Source organism: Streptosporangium sp. NBC_01469 (assembly GCF_036227305.1).
GTDB lineage: Bacteria > Actinomycetota > Actinomycetes > Streptosporangiales > Streptosporangiaceae > Streptosporangium.
Map to the genome: position 1 here is coordinate 2,007,243 of NZ_CP109465.1, position 17,469 is coordinate 2,024,711.

17 protein-coding genes are annotated in these 17,469 nt (G+C 71.8%); 12 read left to right on the forward strand and 5 right to left on the reverse strand.

Annotation, left to right across the window (positions count from 1 at the left end; genetic code table 11):
• The first annotated feature begins 5 nt into the window (after window positions 1–5).
• The 6 genes from OG587_RS09095 (at window position 6) to OG587_RS09120 (ending at window position 4,871) form a co-directional block, all read left to right on the forward strand.
• Window positions 6–464 carry a MarR family winged helix-turn-helix transcriptional regulator gene (locus OG587_RS09095; RefSeq protein ID WP_329088659.1) on the forward strand — a complete coding sequence of 153 codons (459 nt, stop codon included), beginning with the start codon at window positions 6–8 and terminating at the stop codon, window positions 462–464.
• Window positions 465–1,067: 603 nt separating this feature from the next.
• Window positions 1,068–1,733: an HAD family hydrolase gene (locus tag OG587_RS09100; protein WP_329088661.1), complete on the forward strand. Its 666-nt coding sequence runs from the start codon at window positions 1,068–1,070 to the stop codon at window positions 1,731–1,733.
• A complete protein-coding gene (locus tag OG587_RS09105; RefSeq protein ID WP_329088663.1) occupies window positions 1,702–2,892 on the forward strand; it encodes a helix-turn-helix domain-containing protein in 1,191 nt (396 codons plus the stop codon). The genes OG587_RS09100 and OG587_RS09105 overlap by 32 nt, the downstream gene beginning before the upstream one ends.
• Window positions 2,893–3,069: 177 nt before the next feature.
• Window positions 3,070–3,759, forward strand: coding sequence for a hypothetical protein (locus OG587_RS09110; protein ID WP_329088665.1), 690 nt, complete (start codon window positions 3,070–3,072; stop codon window positions 3,757–3,759).
• Window positions 3,756–4,196: a hypothetical protein gene (locus OG587_RS09115; RefSeq protein ID WP_329088667.1), complete on the forward strand. Its 441-nt coding sequence runs from the start codon at window positions 3,756–3,758 to the stop codon at window positions 4,194–4,196. The genes OG587_RS09110 and OG587_RS09115 overlap by 4 nt, the downstream gene beginning before the upstream one ends.
• Before the next feature lie 345 nt (window positions 4,197–4,541).
• Window positions 4,542–4,871, forward strand: a complete 330-nt coding sequence (locus OG587_RS09120; protein ID WP_329088669.1) for a hypothetical protein — start codon at window positions 4,542–4,544, stop codon at window positions 4,869–4,871.
• A 495-nt stretch (window positions 4,872–5,366) separates the two neighbouring features.
• Here the strand turns inward: OG587_RS09120 and OG587_RS09125 are convergent, their stop codons facing one another.
• Window positions 5,367–6,518: an ROK family transcriptional regulator gene (locus OG587_RS09125; protein WP_329088671.1), complete on the reverse strand. Its 1,152-nt coding sequence runs from the start codon at window positions 6,516–6,518 to the stop codon at window positions 5,367–5,369.
• 78 nt (window positions 6,519–6,596) lie between these two features.
• Here OG587_RS09125 and xylA point away from each other — a divergent pair, with 78 nt between their 5' ends.
• The 6 genes from xylA to OG587_RS09155 all read left to right on the forward strand — a co-directional run bounded on the left by xylA (window position 6,597) and on the right by OG587_RS09155 (window position 13,433).
• A complete protein-coding gene (gene xylA / locus OG587_RS09130; protein WP_329088673.1) occupies window positions 6,597–7,748 on the forward strand; it encodes a xylose isomerase in 1,152 nt (383 codons plus the stop codon).
• Window positions 7,745–9,127: a xylulokinase gene (gene xylB / locus OG587_RS09135; protein ID WP_329088675.1), complete on the forward strand. Its 1,383-nt coding sequence runs from the start codon at window positions 7,745–7,747 to the stop codon at window positions 9,125–9,127. Before xylA ends, xylB begins: the two co-directional genes overlap by 4 nt.
• A 230-nt stretch (window positions 9,128–9,357) precedes the next feature.
• Window positions 9,358–10,008: a DUF998 domain-containing protein gene (locus OG587_RS09140; protein WP_329088677.1), complete on the forward strand. Its 651-nt coding sequence runs from the start codon at window positions 9,358–9,360 to the stop codon at window positions 10,006–10,008.
• Window positions 10,009–10,149: 141 nt separating this feature from the next.
• Window positions 10,150–12,381 (forward strand): sensor histidine kinase, encoded by a 2,232-nt coding sequence (locus OG587_RS09145; RefSeq protein ID WP_329088679.1) that lies wholly within the window; start codon window positions 10,150–10,152, stop codon window positions 12,379–12,381.
• A 294-nt stretch (window positions 12,382–12,675) separates the two neighbouring features.
• Window positions 12,676–13,065 carry a roadblock/LC7 domain-containing protein gene (locus OG587_RS09150; RefSeq protein WP_329088682.1) on the forward strand — a complete coding sequence of 130 codons (390 nt, stop codon included), beginning with the start codon at window positions 12,676–12,678 and terminating at the stop codon, window positions 13,063–13,065.
• A complete protein-coding gene (locus OG587_RS09155) occupies window positions 13,062–13,433 on the forward strand; it encodes a DUF742 domain-containing protein (protein ID WP_329088684.1) in 372 nt (123 codons plus the stop codon). Before OG587_RS09150 ends, OG587_RS09155 begins: the two co-directional genes overlap by 4 nt.
• 111 nt (window positions 13,434–13,544) lie before the next feature.
• Here OG587_RS09155 and OG587_RS09160 read toward each other — a convergent pair whose 3' ends face one another.
• The 4 genes from OG587_RS09160 to OG587_RS09175 form a co-directional block, all read right to left on the reverse strand.
• The gene (locus OG587_RS09160; RefSeq protein WP_329088686.1) at window positions 13,545–14,120 is read right to left on the reverse strand and encodes a GTP-binding protein; all 576 of its coding nucleotides are present in this window, start codon (window positions 14,118–14,120) and stop codon (window positions 13,545–13,547) included.
• The gene (locus tag OG587_RS09165) at window positions 14,101–14,448 is read right to left on the reverse strand and encodes a DUF742 domain-containing protein (protein WP_329088688.1); all 348 of its coding nucleotides are present in this window, start codon (window positions 14,446–14,448) and stop codon (window positions 14,101–14,103) included. The genes OG587_RS09160 and OG587_RS09165 overlap by 20 nt, the downstream gene beginning before the upstream one ends.
• A gap of 76 nt (window positions 14,449–14,524) precedes the next feature.
• Window positions 14,525–14,932 carry a roadblock/LC7 domain-containing protein gene (locus tag OG587_RS09170; protein WP_329088690.1) on the reverse strand — a complete coding sequence of 136 codons (408 nt, stop codon included), beginning with the start codon at window positions 14,930–14,932 and terminating at the stop codon, window positions 14,525–14,527.
• Window positions 14,929–17,433, reverse strand: coding sequence for a nitrate- and nitrite sensing domain-containing protein (locus OG587_RS09175; RefSeq protein WP_329088692.1), 2,505 nt, complete (start codon window positions 17,431–17,433; stop codon window positions 14,929–14,931). The genes OG587_RS09170 and OG587_RS09175 overlap by 4 nt, the downstream gene beginning before the upstream one ends.
• Window positions 17,434–17,469: the final 36 nt, after the last annotated feature.

Here is a 17,469-nt window from a genome sequence, read left to right on the forward strand (position 1 = left end):
AAGCTGTGGCCGTGACGCGATGGCTGGACGACGACGAGCAGCGCACCTGGCGCGCCTTCCTGGCCGCCTCGCAGCTCGTCCAGGAGGAGCTGGACCGGCAGCTGCAGCGGGACTCCGGCATGCCGCACGCCTACTACGCCGTGCTGGTGAAGCTCTCCGAGGCGCCCGAGCGGATGATGCGGATGAGCGAGCTGGCGACGGAGGTCAACTCCTCGCAGAGCCGCCTGTCGCACGCGGTGAAGCGGCTGGAGGAACGCGGCTGGGTGCGGCGCGAGCCGTGCGAGGCGGACAGGCGCGTGAGCTGGGCGATCCTCACCGACCAGGGCCTCGCGATCCTCACCGCCGCCGCCCCCGGCCACGTCGAGGCCGTACGCCAAGCCGTGTTCGACCGCCTCACCCCCGACCAGCTCCGCCACCTGACCGAGATCTGCGCCGCGCTCCTCCCCACCCCGAACCCCTCGTGACCTCGCGGGACACGCCCACAGGACGGGCACGGGAGGGGCGCTGACCGGCCCCTGCTCCAGACGTGCGTTCAGACCGCTTCGGCGCCGTGGCCGGTGGCGATCACGTCAATGTGGCGGGCGAGTTCGAAGATTTCTGTCTCCCTCTTCTTCCCGCCCCGAGCCGCCCGTCCCGGCCGCGCCCGCGGAGCCGCTGCCCAAGCGGATGCCCCGCCCGGCTGTACGGCCCGCCACCGCGACGCCCCGCGCCTCGGCCGGTCGAGACCGCCGAAGACCGCGCGGGCCGCTTGGCGCTCGCCCGCGACTCCCTCGGCCGCCGCCGGGCTCGCACCACGGCCCGCGCGCATGGCGGCCCGCCCCCGAGCACGAGCCAGCCGACCGTCCGGTCGCCGCTCACCCTCCTGCCGAACCCCCTCGATCACCAGACTCTCCGGCCGGGGCCACTCCCCGGACACCCCTCCGCCCCGACGGCACCAGCCCTCCCGATGGGAGGTCGCGGCATGAACGCGACCCCGCAGCAGGGCGATGCCCCCATGAGCAGGCGCGGCGACAGTCACGCTTTTCAGGCGAACGCCGCCGCGCTGATTTACTCTCCGAAGTGTGGTCATGACTGTGGTACTCGATATAGGTGAGACGCTGGTTCGCGATGACCGCTACTGGGGATCTTGGGCGGATTGGCTGAACGTCCCTCGCCATACCCTGTCCGCTCTGGTCGGCGCGGTGACAGCACTGGGCATGGACAACGCGGAGGCAATCCGCATTCTCCGGCCCGGCATCGACCTGCACGCAGAGCGCCGGGCCCGCGAGGAGGCCGGCCATGGCGAGCACCTTGACGAGACCGACCTGTACCCCGATGTGCGGCAGGGCCTACAGGCCCTGCGTGATGCGGGATTTCGTGTTTGCGTCGCCGGGAACCAGACACGCAGGGCCGGTGACCTCCTACGAGGGCTGTTGATTCCGGCCGACGCCATCGTCACGTCGGAAGAATGGGGCACCGCGAAACCCGATCCCGGGTTCTTCGCCAAAGTCCTACAGCTTGCCGAAGCGCCTGCTCGTGAAACGGTTTACGTAGGCGACCATCCCGCGAACGACATCATTCCCGCAAGGGCCTTCGGCCTGCGCACCTGCATAATCCGGCGCGGCCCTTGGGGACACCTCTGGGGAAACGACGCAGCCACCTTGAACGCCGCCGACTGGCAGATCGACAGCATCACACAACTGCCTCCTCTCCTAGCCGGAAGTGCGCACCGAAATGGCCCGCCAAGCTCCTAGAAACCGTCTCGGAAAGCGCGTCGCCGCGATTCGCAGCGCGCGCCGTATGTACCAGGCCGACCTCGCCCAGGCGGCCAACGTCTCCGTCAGCATGCTTCGGAAGATCGAGCAAGGCACACGCGTACCCAGCGACCAGGCCCTGGACGCCATCGCCGCAGCGCTGGGTGTTGATCCATCACGGCTCTTAGGGGACTCCGGCCGCCTCGACAGCCGCGTCCACGATGCGATCCCCGCGCTGCGTGAAGTCATCGCCGCTTATGACGTCCCTGACGAGGGTCCGGTACGACCCCTGCCCGCACTCCGAGCGTCCGTTACCGGCGCGGTCCAGAAACGCCTGGGCGCTCAGTACGTACTGTTGTCGCAGATCCTTCCTGGGCTACTCGGCGAACTCATCCGCGGGGCTCACACAACCGCTAATCCCGACGACCTCGCGGCGTTGCTTGTCGCCGCCTACCGAGCCTCCGATGCGGTCGCCTACAAATACGGCTACCTGGATTTGTCGGCCCGGCTGATCGAGCTGATGCGCCAGACCTCGGCCGCCGCCGAGGATCCCCTCCTGACCGCGTCAACAGCGTATGTGCGGACCGAAATCTTCTTCGCCGCACACGCGTACCAGGCGGGGTTGCGTGCCATTGAGTTGGCCATTGACCGCCTGCCAGAAAAAGCGGGGCGCCCACGTCTCGGCGTCCTGGGGTCCCTGCACATGCGAGCGGCCGTCATCGCGGCGCGGGCGGCCAACGCTGACGCCGCGATGACCCACCTGAGCGAGGCGCGGCGACTCGGCGACCTCGTTCCCGAGGACATCTACTACGGGACCGCGTTCGGCCCCTGCTCGGTCCGCGTCCACGAGGTATCCGTCGCGCTCGGCCTCGGAGACCGTCACCTCCGGCTCGCCCTCACCCTGGGCAGCAGTTGGTCACCGCCTCTGGACATGCCCGCCGAACGCCGCAGCGGCTTCTTTATCGACCTGGCCAGGGCGCAGCTGTGGGCCGGTCTGAAGGGCGCGGCATTTGAATCGTTGCGAACGGCCCGCCGGATCGCGCCGCAGCACACCCGAGAGCATCCATGGGTCCGTGAGGATGTCGAGACTCTCCTACGCCTGGAGCGCGCCAGCAGCGAAGCCCTGGTCAGTTTCGCCGAATGGGTCGGCGTGATCTAACAGCCGCTCCAGTGACACAAGGTGTGGCACTTCGCGGATTCCCTGCGAAGCACCATTGGGGTCGTCCGAGTCAAGGCGTAGACAAGCGGTGACGCTCCGTTTCTCTACGCGAAAGACGGAGCCCGCAGGCGCTGACACGCCGTACGGGCCCCTTGATCAGGAAGGCTCTCCTGACCCGTGAACAACCCTAATGCTCCGGTTCTCGACCGGACTACGGCGAGCGGCTGTGGCTGCTTCGCCGAAAGCCCGCCGCTGCCGATGGGCTGTGCCGACTGCGGCCACGCCCCCTACGCGCACGGCTGCCCTGGCCGACCCGCCGACCACGAGTACGCGCAGCCGTCGGCCGAGCTGATGGCCGTCCGCCTGGAGGCCCGCCGCCTCGGCGTCCTCCTGCCCGCCTTTGTGCCGACCGCCGATGAGGCGTCCGTCGAAGCCATCCCCCTCGTGCCCGCACAGGGCCGCCCCGAGCCGCCCGTCCCGGCCGCGCCCGCGGAGCCGTTGCCCAAGCGGGCCCCCCGTCCCTCCCTCCGGTCGGCGGCACGGCCTGCCACCGCGCCACCCCGACGCGACGACAGCCGGCGCCCCGCGCCTCGGCCGGTCGAGACCGCCGAAGACCGCGCGGCCCGCCTGGCGCTCGCCCGCGACCCGCGCTCCCGCCGCCGGGCCCGCACCACGGCCCGCGCGCACGGCGGCCCGCCCTCGAGCACGAGCCGGCCGACCACCTGGCCGCCGCTCACCCTCCTGCCGAACCCCCTCGATCACCAGACTCTCCGGCCGGGGCCCGCCGTCGCCCCCGGCCGGGGCCACTCCCCGGACACCCCTCCGCCCCGACGGCACCAGCCCTCCCGGCGGGAGGTCGCGGCATGAACGCGACCCCGCCGCAGGGCGACCCCATGAGCAGGCGCGGCGGCCGTCACACTTCCCAGGCATACGCCGCCGCGCCGCCCGTCACCGAGCCGAGTGAGAGCCAGGCCGCCGTACGAGCCGTGGAGCTCTCCGCCGTCCTTGACGACGTCTACGGCATCCCGTCCGACGTCCACGAACTCGCCTCCGGCAACGCCATCGTGTCCCTCTACTACGGGCTCCTGGCCTACACCGACGGCGAAACGTTCTGGTGGACCAGCCCCGAGCTCAGCGACGCGGGCAGCCCGCTGCTCAGCTCCGAACTGACACTGCCCGCCGCCGCCGAGCAACTCGCCCGGCACTACCGGATCCTGCGCGTCCGCCCCGCCACCAGCATCCTGGAAAGCGAGCTGCCGCTGCTGGCCGACGTCCTCACGGCCGATCATGTTGTCCCGCGCTGACGCCGACGCGGCCCGCGCCGCCAAGCAGGTGCAGGAACACGCGCCCACCTGGTGGGTCATCTGGAGCCTGCGCTTCCGCCGGTTCGAGGCATGGGAGTGGGCCCGGTGCCGCACCGTCCACGCCGACAGCGCCGGTGAACTGTGGGACTCCATGCAGCAGGTGGACCTCGACCTGTGGCGGACCCGGCCCCGAGACGACCAGCCGCCTGCGCCCGGTGCGGCCGGTCGCCTGGGCCCGCCACTCCCGGCGCCCCCGGGACCTGACCTCACCCCCCGTGGCCAGCCTCCGGAGCCACGGGGAAAGGTCCCGGAGCCACGCCTCCCGTTCGACGAAAGGAGCCGGGCATGCTCCCGCCCTATGGCACACCGGTAAGCGGACCGCTGAGCGCGGCCGTCCTGCGGCGCGACGCCGTCGCCGCTCTCCAGCTCCTGCGCGTCGAGCTGCACACCCACCGGATCTACCCGGAGATCTCCTACGACCAGGGCGAACCTCGCCTCGTGATCAGCGCCGACCTGACCGTGTGGGCCGACTCCGCGGGCATGTTCTTCTGCTGGGGCACCGCCTACCTGGAGGAACCGGCCGACCATGCCCCCGTGGACGACGTGCCGCAGGTCGCGCGCCGCGTCGCCGGACGACTCGGGAGGCACTACGTCGAACCGGCGGACCCTCCCTGAACGACGCGGCGGCACGGTGATCCCACCTCCCGTGCCGCCGTCCCCAACTCCCCGCGGGCGGTGGTGCGCAACCAGGGGCCGCCCGCGGGGCCGGACGCGACCGGCGACGCATCAGGAGGAAGCTCCGCACTGTCCGGCAACGCATCATGCCGCCGGAAACGAACCGACCAAGGAGGCGTTCGTGAGCACTGCCGCAGCGAGCACACCGCCAAGTCCCGGCGTGAACACCTACGGGTGGATCGGTGAAGGAGAGGCGTGAACCCTAGGACCGAGCCGTAGGCCCGGCCCGGCTCAGGACCGAGGCTGGCGGCGGGCGGCGGCACCGGCGCCCTGCTCTCCTGCCACGCCCGAGGCGATCTCGCTCCCGGCGTGAGCCCGCAGGGCGCCCTCGCCGGACAGGGCACGCCCCCCGACCGCGTCTTCGCCCGGCCAGGCCCCGAAGGAGCCCGGATCACGCCATGGCCGGCGCGGCAGCCGCGATCAGGCCCACGCCGTCTACAGGTGACTCCAGGGGTCGGCGATGACCCGGTGGATGACCTGCCCGGCGGCGCCCAGGGTCGCGGCGTCGCCGCCGAGGCGTGAGACGGTCAGCTCGGGGACGGCGCGGCGCATCACGCCCAGCCGCGAGGTCATCGTCTCGTGCGCCGGACCCCGGACCCACGGGAACAGCGGGGCGAACACCCCGCCCAGCACGATGGTCCCCGGGTCCATCAGGTGCACCGCCGAGGTGAGGGCGACGCCGAGCGCCTGTCCGGCGCGCTCGCAGGCCTCCAGCGAGTCCCGCTCGCCCGCGTGCAGGCGCGCCAGCAGCGCGGCCACCCCGTCGGGGACCCCGGCGAGTCCGGCGGCCCTCAGCAGCGCGTCCTGCCCGGCGTACTGCTCCAGGCACCCCCTGCCGCCGCAGCGGCAGGCCGGGCCGTCGGGGGAGACGACCACGTGTCCCAGCTCCCCGGCGAGGCCGCGGGCGCCGCGGAACAGGGTCCCGCCGACCACCAGGCCCGCGCCGATGCCGATCTCCCCTGACACGTGCAGGAAGTCGCCGGGCACGGAGCCGAACCAGAGCTCGCCCAGGGCCGCGAGGTTGGCCTCGTTGTCCACCTCGACGGGGAAGCCCAGCAGGTCGGAGACGCGGACGTCGTGCCAGCCGAGGTTGGGCGCCGCGTGGACCAGCCCTCCGTCCACGGGGCCGGGTACCGCGAGGGTCGATCCGGCGATGGAGAGGCCCTCCCCGCGAGCTTCCTCCACAGCCCTGTGGGCAAGTTCTTCCAGGTGGGAAAGGGTTTCCACAGGCGATGCCCTACGGTTATCCACAGCCTGTGTATATCTGAGCCGCACCGCGAGAGTGAGGTCGACCACGCAGGCCGACAGGTAGTCGACGTTGATCTCCAGGCCGAGCGCGGCGACCCGTCGCCCGCTGAGCGCGACGGCCGTGCCGGGCCGTCCCCGCTCGCCGTCCCTGAGCGCGCCCGACTCGGCGACCATGCCCGCCTCGATCAGGTCGCCGACCATCTTCGACACCGTGGTCTTGGTCAGCCCGGTGATCTCGGCCAGCGCCGCACGGGTGATCGGACCGCTCCTGCGGACCTCGCCGAGGACCACGCCGAGGTTGCGGGCGCGCATCGAATTGTGGCGCACGGCCTGTGTCATGAAGCAACCACCCCTTGACGATCCCACCACCTCGATCCATATTAAGTCCATAAAGTGGATTAAATCGGAGGAACGCAAATGAGCGCCTACACCCCCAAGCCCGAAGACCGCTTCACCTTCGGGTTGTGGACCGTCGGCTGGCAGGCCCGTGACCCCTTCGGGGACGCCTCCCGGGCCCCGCTGGACCCGGTGGAGAGTGTCCACCGGCTCGCCGAGCTCGGCGCGTACGGCGTCACCTTCCACGACGACGACCTGCTCGCCGTCGAGCCCGACCGTGACAGGGCCATCGCGAATTTCAAGAAGGCGCTGGCCGAGACCGGGCTCAAGGTTCCGATGGCCACCACGAACCTGTTCACCCATCCCGTCTTCAAGGACGGCGGGTTCACCAGCAACGACCGCGACGTCCGCCGCTACGCGCTGCGCAAGGTCATCCGCAACGTGGACCTGGCCGCGGAGCTCGGCGCGACCACCTACGTCTGCTGGGGCGGGCGCGAGGGCGCCGAGTCCGGGGCCGCCAAGGACATCAGGGCCGCGCTCAGCCGCTACAAGGAGGGCATGGACCTGCTCACCTCGTACGTGATCGAGCAGGGCTACGACATCAGGTTCGCCATCGAGCCCAAGCCGAACGAGCCGCGGGGCGACATCCTGCTCCCGACCATCGGCCACGCGCTCGCGTTCATCAACGAGCTGGAGCACTCCGAGCGCGTCGGCCTCAACCCCGAGGTGGGCCACGAGGAGATGGCCGGGCTCAACTTCGCGCACGGCATCGCGCAGGCGCTCTGGCACGGCAAGCTCTTCCACATCGACCTGAACGGCCAGCACGGCCCCCGCTACGACCAGGATCTGATCTTCGGTCACGGCGACGTGAAGAACGCCTTCTTCCTGGTCGACCTGCTGGAGAACGGCGGCTACGACGGCCCCAGGCACTTCGACTACAAGCCGCTGCGCACCGAGGACTCCGAGGACGTCTGGGTCTCCGCCGCGGCCAACATGCGCACGTACCTGATCCTGAAGGAGAAGGTCGCGGCGTTCCGCGCCGACCCCGAGGTCGCCGAGGCGCTCGCCGCGAGCAAGGTCGCCGAGCTCTCCGAGCCCACGCTGGCCCCCGGTGAGACGATCGCCGACCTGAACCGCGACGACTTCGACCTCGACGCGGTGGCCGCGCGCGGCTTCCACTTCACGCGTCTCAACCAGCTCGCCATGGACTACCTCCTCGGGGTCCGCGGATGACACTGGTGGCCGGGGTCGACTCGTCGACCCAGAGCTGCAAGGTGGTGATCAGGGACGCCCGCACGGGCGCCCTGGTCCGCCAGGGTCGCGCGACCCACCCCGAGGGCACCGAGGTCGATCCCGGAGCCTGGTGGGACGCGCTCCAGGAGGCGATCGCACGGGCGGGCGGGCTGGACGGCGTCGAGGCGATGAGCGTCGGCGCGCAGCAGCACGGCATGGTCTGCCTGGACGAGTCCGGCGACGTCGTCAGGAAGGCGCTGCTGTGGAACGACACCCGTTCCGCCGGAGCCGCCGCCGACCTGGTGAAGGAACTGGGCGGCCCGGAGGTCTGGGCCGAGGCGGTCGGCAGCGTGCCGGTCGCGTCGTTCACGGTGACCAAGCTCCGCTGGCTGGCCGAGCACGAGCCCGACTCGGCCCGCCGCACGGCGAGGGTGTGCCTGCCGCACGACTGGCTCACCTGGCGGCTGGGCGGGGAGTTCGTCACCGACAGGGGTGACGCGTCGGGCACCGGGTACTGGTCGCCCGCGACCGGCACCTACCGGACGGACCTCCTCCAGACGGCCTTCGGCGCCGTACCCGGCCTTCCCGAGGTGCTGGGTCCCCGCGACCCCGCGGGCGAGGTGCGGCCCGCAGCCGGCGTCTCCGGCGCGGGCGCGGTGCGGCTCGCACCGGGCACGGGCGACAACATGGCGGCGGCCCTCGGGGTCGGCGCCCTGCCCGGGGACGTGGTGGTGTCGATCGGGACGTCGGGGACGGCCTTCGCGGTCGCCGCCGGCCCGAGCGCGGACCCGACCGGTTCCGTGGCCGGGTTCGCGGACGCCACGGGGCGGTTCCTCCCGCTGGTGGCCACGCTCAACGCCGCCAGGGTGCTCGACGCCGCCGCGCGGATGCTCGGGGTCGGTCTCGACGAGCTCGGCAGGCTGGCCCTGGAGGCGCCCTCGGGGGCCGGAGGGCTCGTCCACGTCCCGTACCTGGAGGGCGAGCGCACCCCGAACCTGCCCACCGCCACGGGCTCGCTGCACGGGCTGACGCTGGCCACCTCCACCCCGGCGTACCTCGCCAGGGCGGCGGTGGAGGGCATGCTCTGCCATCTCGCCGACGCCTTCGACGCCCTCGGGCTCGACCCGGCCAGGGTGCTGCTCATCGGCGGAGGCGCCAGGTCGGAGGCCGTACGGCGGATCGCCCCCGCGGTCTTCGGGCGGCCGGTGGTCGTCCCGGAGCCGGGGGAGTACGTCGCCGACGGGGCGGCGAGGCAGGCCGCCTGGCTGCTCGGCGGTGACGAGCCCCCGGCCTGGGAGGCGGGCAAGGCCGAGCACTACGAGGCCGATCCCGCGCCCGAGGTCAGGGCCCGCTACGCCGAGGTCCGCGGCCTCGGCTGAGAGCTGAGAGCTGAGAGCTGAGACACGGGCACGCGGTCACGCGAACTCGCTCGCGGCGTGCTCCCGCCCCGGCGCGGAGCACGCCGTCGCGCGGGCTCCGCGCCGGGACGGTCCGGCCTCCTCCGCGGGGGACGGCCCGTCCCGGGGCGGGGCGTCTCAGGGGCGACTCAGGGTTGGATCAGGGGTGCCGCCGGATGTCTGAAACGTCCTCCGGCGGACAGTCTTGGCACATGCTCGCGTCAAAGAGGCTCTACCCCCTGATCGCATGTGCCGGGATCGTCGTGGCCGCCGTGGCCGCCGTCGCGGGACAGGCCGACCCGGTCCTCTACCCGGACCCGCTCGATCTGACGATCAGCGAGTACGCCGCGCTGGACCGCACCGGGGCCACCGGGTTCGCGATGACGGCGCTGGGGATCGCGGCCTTCGCGGTGGTCGCCGGGCTGCGGGCCGTGGGGGCGCCGGTGGGTGTCCTGGCCGAGCGGCTGATGCTGGTCTGGGGCGCGGGACTCATCGTGCTCGCCGTGGTGCCCGCGGCCCTTCCCGGTACGGGGACGGACCTGCTCGCCCAGGCGTACCGCTACGTGTCGATCGCCGTGCTGGCCGCGGTGCCCGCGGCGGGCGGCCTGACGGTGGCGCGGTTCGGCGAGGACGAGCGGTGGCGGCCGGTGGCCAGGCCGGTGGAGTGGCTGACGCTGGCTGGGGGTTTCGGACTGCTGGCGCTCACCTACGTGATGCTTCCCGGGGGCGGGGCGCTCGTCGGTCTCGTCGAGTGGACCCTGCTCGGCGCCGAGGTCGCGCTGGTCGGGGTGCTGGCCTTCCGGCTCGTACGACTGACCTGGACGCGGGACGCCGCTCCCGCATCACGCGCCGCTCTCGGCTGACGTACTCACTTCCGAAAACTCTTTCATGACATGTCACAAATAGGCTACAAATAGCAGGAGCCGCCAGTGCTATTCTCGTCGGCGATCTAGAGATCGTCCGGGGCCTCCCCCGGCGCTCCGAGAGCGAGCCGTTGAGGTGACATGGCAGCGAGCAGGTCCATCCGGTTCAAGGTCTCGGTGCTGCTGGTCATCCCGCTCGTCTCGCTGGTGGCGCTGTGGGGTTTCGCGACGGTCGTCACGGTCGGCGACTCGGTGAGCCTGCTCTCCGTCGGCACCCTGTACGACTCCATCGGCAAGCCCGCGGGAGACCTGGGCACCGCGGTCCAGCGTGAGCACATCCTGTCGGCCGAGTACCTGGCCACCCGCTCCGACGCGGACCGCGACACCCTCGCGGGACAGCGCTCGGTCACCGACCAGGCCCGTTCCCGTCTGCGCAGGCAGACGACCGGGGAGGCGGCGCAGGCGGAGATGTCCGACGAGATGCGGACGCGCCACGCCGAGCTGATGCGTCAGGTGGACGGCCTCGACGCGATCCGCGCCAGGATCGACTCCGGGCGGATCGGCCCGGTGAACCTCTCCGAGGAGTTCTCCCGGCTGCCGGACGCCCTGCGCCGGCTCTTCAACACCCTGAGCCTCAGCAACGACCTCCCGCTCTACCGCCAGTCGCACGGCATCACGATGATCAACCAGGCCATGGACCTGCTCAGCCGCGAGCGGGCACTCGCCGCTGGCGCGCTGGCGCTCGGGACCCCGATGACGGCGAGCGAGATGCGGCTGTTCGCCCGGCTCGCCGCCAACCGGACCTTCCTCATGGACCAGGCGCTCCCGGACCTGGAGCCCGCGCTGCGCGCCCCCTTCTCGGAGATGATCGCCTCCTCGACGTACGCCCGCTTCACCAGCCTGGAGAACCGCCTGCTGTCCGGCGCGGTCGGCGTGCCGTCCACCGTCTGGCGCACCGTCGGGGACGAGGTGGACGCCGCCTACCAGCGGTCCCTGACGGCGGCCGCCCCCGCGCTCGTCGAGCGGGCCACGCCCGTGGCCGTCGGCGTCTTCGTCCGCGCCGGTGTCGTCGGCGTGCTCGGCCTCATCGCGGTCGTCGCGTCGCTGCTGGTCTCGTACCGGATCGGCAGCGGGATCACCAAGGAGCTCGCCGCCGTGCGGCGGGCCGCCACCGACCTCGCGCGGACGCGGCTCCCGAGGGTGATGGAGAAGCTGCGCCGCGGCGACAGGGTGGACGTGGAGGCCGAGGCGCCCGAGCTGAGGCCGCCGGGCAGCACGGCCGAGATCCACGACGTCGCCGCCGCCTTCAACAGCGTCCAGCGCAGCGCCGTGGACGCCGCCGTGGAGCAGGCCAGGCTGCGCGAGGGCGTCTCACAGGCCTTCCGCAACCTCGCCCGCCGGAGCCAGTCGCTGCTGCAGCGCCAGCTCAAGCTGCTCGACGGAATGCAGAAGCAGGCGGAGGACCCCGCGGCGCTGGAGAACCTCTTCAGGCTCGACCACCTCACCACCCGCATGCGCCGCCACGCCGAGGGCCTGGTGATCCTGTCCGGCGGTGCGGCGGGCCGCAAGTGGCGCTCGTCGGTGCCGATGGAGGACGTGCTGCGCGGGGCCGCCGCCCAGGTCGAGGACTACGCCCGGGTGCGGATCTACCCGACGGGCGGCACCACCCTGGTCGGCAACGCCGCCGCGGACATGATGCACCTGTTCGCCGAGCTCCTGGAGAACGCCACCGTCTTCTCCCCGCCGGGCAGCCAGGTCTCGGTCAGGGGCGAGCTCGTCGGGCGGGGCTTCGCGGTCGAGATCGAGGACAGGGGGCTCGGGCTGACCGACGACAAGCGCGCCGCGATCAACGAGCGCCTGGCCAGCCCGCCGGAGTTCGACCCGGCCGACACCGACCGGCTGGGCTTCGCCGTGGTCGGGCTGCTGGCCGCCAGGTACGGGGTCGAGGTGGCGCTGCGCGCCTCGCCGTACGGCGGCACCGGGGTGGTCGTCCTCCTTCCCGAGCAGCTGCTCGGAGACCCCGAGCCCGTCGAGGAGTCGCTGGAGCCGCCGGTGCTCACCGTCATCAGCGTGCGGCCCGAGTCCGTGGGACAGGGCGCCGGGACCGTCGTGGAGCGGGTGGAGCGGCCCGGCGACTCCGGTGAGGTGCCGATCCCCGCGGACCTGTGGAAGCCGATGCGGCGCGGTGCCGACGGCCTGCCCCGCCGGGTGCGGCAGGCGAACACGCCGCCGCGCCAGGCCCAGGTGCCCCGCCCGCCCGCGGCCGAGGTCGAGGGACGGTCGCCCGAGGAGGCGAGGGCGCTGATGAGCGCCCTGCAGTCCGGCTGGCAGCGCGGGCGTGACGAGGACGAGGACGGCGGTGCCAAGCGGTGAACCGGGATCGTGAGGGCAGGGGCGGAGCCGCGGGACGGGGTTCGCCGAGCCTCGGCCGCGGGCCGCGGGCGCGGCCGGGCGACGCCGGTGGGAGTGAACCGGCGGGAACGGGTTCATCGAGCCTGTGGGTGCGGTCCGGCGACGTCTGTGGGAGCGGATCGGCGGGAACGGGTTCATCGAGCCTGTGGGTGCGGTCCGGCGACGTCTGTGGGAGCGGATCGGCGGGAACGGGTTCACCGAGCCGGTGGGGGCCGGCGACCAACGAGATCATCAGAGGGGAAGGGGTTTAACCACGTGCCGGGTGAGCTTTATTGGCTTCTGGATGACTTCGTCACGAGTGTGGCGGACGTCTCGCACGCGCTGATCCTGTCCAACGACGGGCTGATGATGGCCTCGTCCCGAGGGCTGAGCAAGGAGGACGCCGAACACCTGTCCGCGGTCGCCTCCGGCTTCCAGAGTCTCGCCAAGGGCACCAGCCTGCAGTTCGGCGGCGGTGCCGTACGCCAGACGATGGTGGAGATGGACTCCGCGTTCCTCTTCGTCACCTCCGCGGGCCAGGGAAGCTGCCTGTCGGTCCTGACCACCGGCGCCGCCGACGTGGGCCTGATCGCCTACGAGATGGCCCGCCTGGTCACCCGTGTCGGCCAGCACCTGGCCACCGGTCCCCGGATGGCAGGCCAATGAAAGACGACGTCGAGTGGGTCGACGAGGAGGCGGGTCCCGTCGTCCGTCCCTACGCGATGACGGGGGGACGCACTCGGGCGTCGTCCTCCTCGTTCGACATGCTCGCGATGGCGGTGGCGACGGGAGCGCCGGTCGCCTCGGGGGCGAACCTGGGCTCCGAGCACCGGCGGCTGCTCAACCTGGTCAAGCGGGCCCGCCCGGTCGTGGAGATCGCCTCGGACGCGGGCCTGCCGGTCGGCGTGATCAGGGTCCTCCTGGGCGACCTGCTGGACCAGGGCCTGATCCTGGTGCGGTCGCCGCTTCCCGCGGCCTCCATGCCCCCGGAGAACCTCCTGAGGGAACTGATCAGCGGCCTGCGGGCGCTGTGACCCCTCTCGCGGCCTCACCGGCCGGCGCGCCCGCCCTCCGGCCGTAGCGCCCGAGCCGGTGTCCGGCCCCCGGCACCGGGGGCCGGGGGGATCACCACCCCGGCCCGCTCCTCAGCTCTGGCTGGCCGTCAGCACCCTCAGGGAGTGCTCCACGAGCGTCACGAGCACCGTCTTCGCCGAGACGCGGCGTCGCACGTCGCAGAGCAGCACCGGCACGTTCGCGTCGAGGTCCAGGGCGACGCGCACGTCCTCCGCCTCGTGCTGTTCAGCACCGTCGAAGCAGTTGACGGCCACGATGAACGGCGTGCCGCGCTGCTCGAAGTAGTCGATGGAGGGGAAGCAGTCGGTCAGCCGCCGGGTGTCGGCGAGCACCACGGCGCCCAGCGCGCCGTAGGACAGCTCGTCCCACATGAACCAGAAGCGCTCCTGGCCCGGCGTGCCGAACAGGTAGACGACCAGGCCCTCCCTGATCGTGATGCGGCCGAAGTCCATCGCGACCGTGGTGGTGGTCTTGCCCTCGACGCCGTTGACGTCGTCGATGCCGATACCGCGGTCGGAGAGGACCTCCTCGGTGCGGAGCGGCCGGATCTCGCTGATGGCGCCCACAAGCGTGGTCTTGCCCACCCCGAAGCCACCCGCGATGAGAATCTTGAGGGCGACGGGTTCGTCAGAGGGCCCGAAGTCCATTGATCACTTCCTTGAGAATGCGCTCGCTCGCGGAAGCGCGCCCGATCGAGATGAGCTTGTGGTCCTGCAGGTCACCGAGCAGGACCCGCACCACGCCGAGTGGCAGGTTGAGGTCCGAGGCGACGTCGGCGACCGAGGTCGGAGTGGTGACCATGGCGAGGATGCGTTCCTGTTCGGGGCCTGGGAGGAACCCCCCGGACGGAGCGCCGCGAGTCGAGGTGACCATCGCGACCAGGTCCAGCTTGTCACCGGAGGAGCGGGTGCGACCCCCGATGAGCGCGTACGGCCGGACGACCGGTCCGGCCTCCTCGTCCATCCAGTGTGTCATCCGGACCTCCAGCACCGGGCTCGGGGATCCACCGGTCCGTCGACGACGTCGACGACGCGGCCACCCGCTCCCTTCCTCACGAGAGACCTTGACGTGGATTGGTGGAGATGTGCTGGCCGACCCGCTTGACCAGCATCGCCATCTCGTAGGCGATGTGGCCGACGTCGGCGTCGGAGCTGCTCAGCACGGCCAGGCAGGTGCCCTGTCCCGCGGCGGTGACGAACAGGAACGCCGACTCCATCTCCACGATGGTCTGGCGCACCTCGCCGCCGCCGAAGTGGCGTCCCGCTCCGCGCGCCAGGCTCTGGAATCCGGCGGCGACCGCGGACAGATGCTCGGCGTCCTCGCGCAGGAGTCCCTTCGAGAATCCGACGGCCAGCCCGTCGGTGGAGAGGATCACCGCTTGGCGTACCGCGCCCACCCTGGTGGTCAGGTCGTCGAGGAGCCAGTTCAGCTCGCCGGTGTTGGTCAATTTCCCGGTCATTTGTCCCCCTTGTCGCCTGTCGTATGGTGCGCGAAGTCATTGTCCTGCTCCTCGCGCCCGCGTCGAGCCCCCGCCTGGAAGGCGGAGAACAGTGCGCGGACCTCGTCCGGCGAACGCTCCTCGCTCGGTTCCGCCTTCGGCTCGGGCTCGGCCGACTCGGCCTCCTGGCGGAGCTGAGGCGCCAGGTTCGCCTGCCGGACCCGGCGGGGCAGACCGCCCGGCCCCGTGGGGGGCTGTGTGGCCGTCTGACGCGTCGGGCCGCCGTTGCCGCCCTTGTCCCGGGGGCGGGCCTCCCGGGGCGTCTCGTGGGTCTCACGGGGCTCCTGGGGTGATCCCTGGGGCCCGGAGGGCGCTGCCTGGAACGGCGCGTTGGGGGGTGCCTCGCGGGAGGCCGCGTCCCAGCCCGTCTCCCACCCCGCCTCGCCGCCCGTCCTCTGATCCGGGAACGGGGCGCGGGCGGGCAGGTCCGTCACCACGCTGAGGGACGGGGCGGCGGGCTGGGCCGGCTGGTTCGAGGAGGCCTGCCTCGTCCTGCGCGGGAGGTTGTTGCCGTTGGCCGGGGGAGCGAGCGCGCCGGGAGGGGCGGACTCGAACAGCTCTCCCGAACGCCCGGTGACGCGCTCGGCGGTGAAGGACGTCCGCTCCGAGGTGAGGGCGAGCGGCGAGCCCTGCTGGGCGATCACCGAGCGGGGAATGAGGACGATGGCCGTGGTGCCGCCGAACGGCGAGCCGCGCAGGATGACCTGGATGTCGTGCCGGGAGGCGAGCTGGCCCACCACGAACAGGCCGAGCCGGTCGCTGTCCGCCAGGTCGAACTCCGGCGGGCTGGCCAGCCGTTCGTTGATCGCCGCGTACTCCGCGGTGCTCAGGCCCAGGCCGCGGTCCTCGACCTCGACGGCGAACCCGTTGGCCACCACGTCGCCGCGCACGGTCACCGCGGTCTGCGGCGGCGAGAAGATCGTGGCGTTCTCGATCAGTTCGGCCACCAGGTGGGTGATGTCGGCGACCGCGGCCCCGTCGAGCGAGACGTCGGGCACCGGCGCCACGTTGACCCGGGTGTAGTCCTCGACCTCGGCGATCGCGGCCCGCAGGACGTCGATCACCGGTACCGGCTTGCGCCACGACCGGCCGGGCGCCGAGCCGGACAGGATGATCAGGCCCTCCGCGTGCCGCCGCATGCGGGTGGTCAGGTGGTCCAGCCGGAACAGGTCCTCAAGGCTGTCGGGGTCGGTCGCCCGGCGCTGCATGCTGTCGAGCAGGGTGAGCTGGCGGTGCAGCAGGCTCTGCTTGCGCCGCGCCAGGTTCACGAAGACCTGGCTGACACCGCGCCGCAGGTTGGCCTGGCCGACGGCGGCCTCCACGGCGGTGCGCTGCACCGAGCCGAACGCGTGGGCCACGTCGTGCACCTCGGTCGAGCCGCCCGCCTGGATCGGCGGCGCCTCGGCCCGTACGTCGACCTCCTCGCCGCGCCGCAGGCGTTCCACGACGCGGGGGAGCCGCACGTCCGCCAGATCCAGGGCTGCCGAGCGGAGCCCGGCCAGCTCGGCGGCGAGGCGGCGGCCGAAGCGGACCGAGATGATGATCGACGCGACCACCGCGATCAGGCCGACGCCACCCGCGATCACGATCCGGATCAGGACGCCGGTGGCGACCTCCTGGGCCCGGTCCGCCAGGATCTTGGAGGAGCCGAGGTTGACCTTGTCGAGCCAGGTCGAGATCGCGTTCGTGGTCGCCTTCCACTTGCTCGCCTCGGGGGTCAGCCGGCCGCCGGTCGACCCGACGATGGCCTTCTCCAGGTCGGTGAACTTCTCGAAGGCGGAGGAGGCGAAGGTGTCGCGGTACTGCGCGCCCAGCTCGGGATCCAGCGAGGCCGCGCCCCGGGCGTGCAGGAAGCGCCGGGTGGCGACGTACTCGCCGAAGGCCCTGCGCTCCTCCTCGGACAGCCGATAGTCGATCAGCGCCCCGCTGATCAGCGCGTTCTCCCTGGCGATCATGTCGTGGGCGTTGCCCATGCCCTGCATGGCCGTGGCCTGCTGGAAGATCGAGAGGTCGGGCACCGCGGCCATCTGGTCGTACACCAGGAAGACCGCGTCGAGGATCTGGTTGTAGTTCGACAGCACGCCCAGCCGGGTGTGCTGCCCGCTGTCGACGCCCGAGCGGACGCTCGGCAGCTTGTCGAGCTGGCGGAGCAGCTCGTCCAGCGAGTTGCGTAGTTCCGGGCTGCCGGAATCATCGGTTGTGGCGGCCTGCCTGAACCCCTCGACCGCGCGGTCGGTACGGGCGCGCTGGTCGCCCATCCCGCTCGTGAGGACCCGGGAACTGATCGCCACCGACGACTGCGTTCGCTCGGCCTGAAGCTGAAGTCCCAGCTCAGTGGAGGTGACGCCCACCGTCTGGTAGAGGGCGTTCGCCCTCAGCAGCGCGATGCCGTCACCGACGGTCAGGTTGAGTACGAAGCCCCAGAGCGCGCTCAGTGACAGCAGCGGCAGGAGCAACAGCAAGAAAATCTTGAACCGAATCGAGCGGTTTCTAGAGCC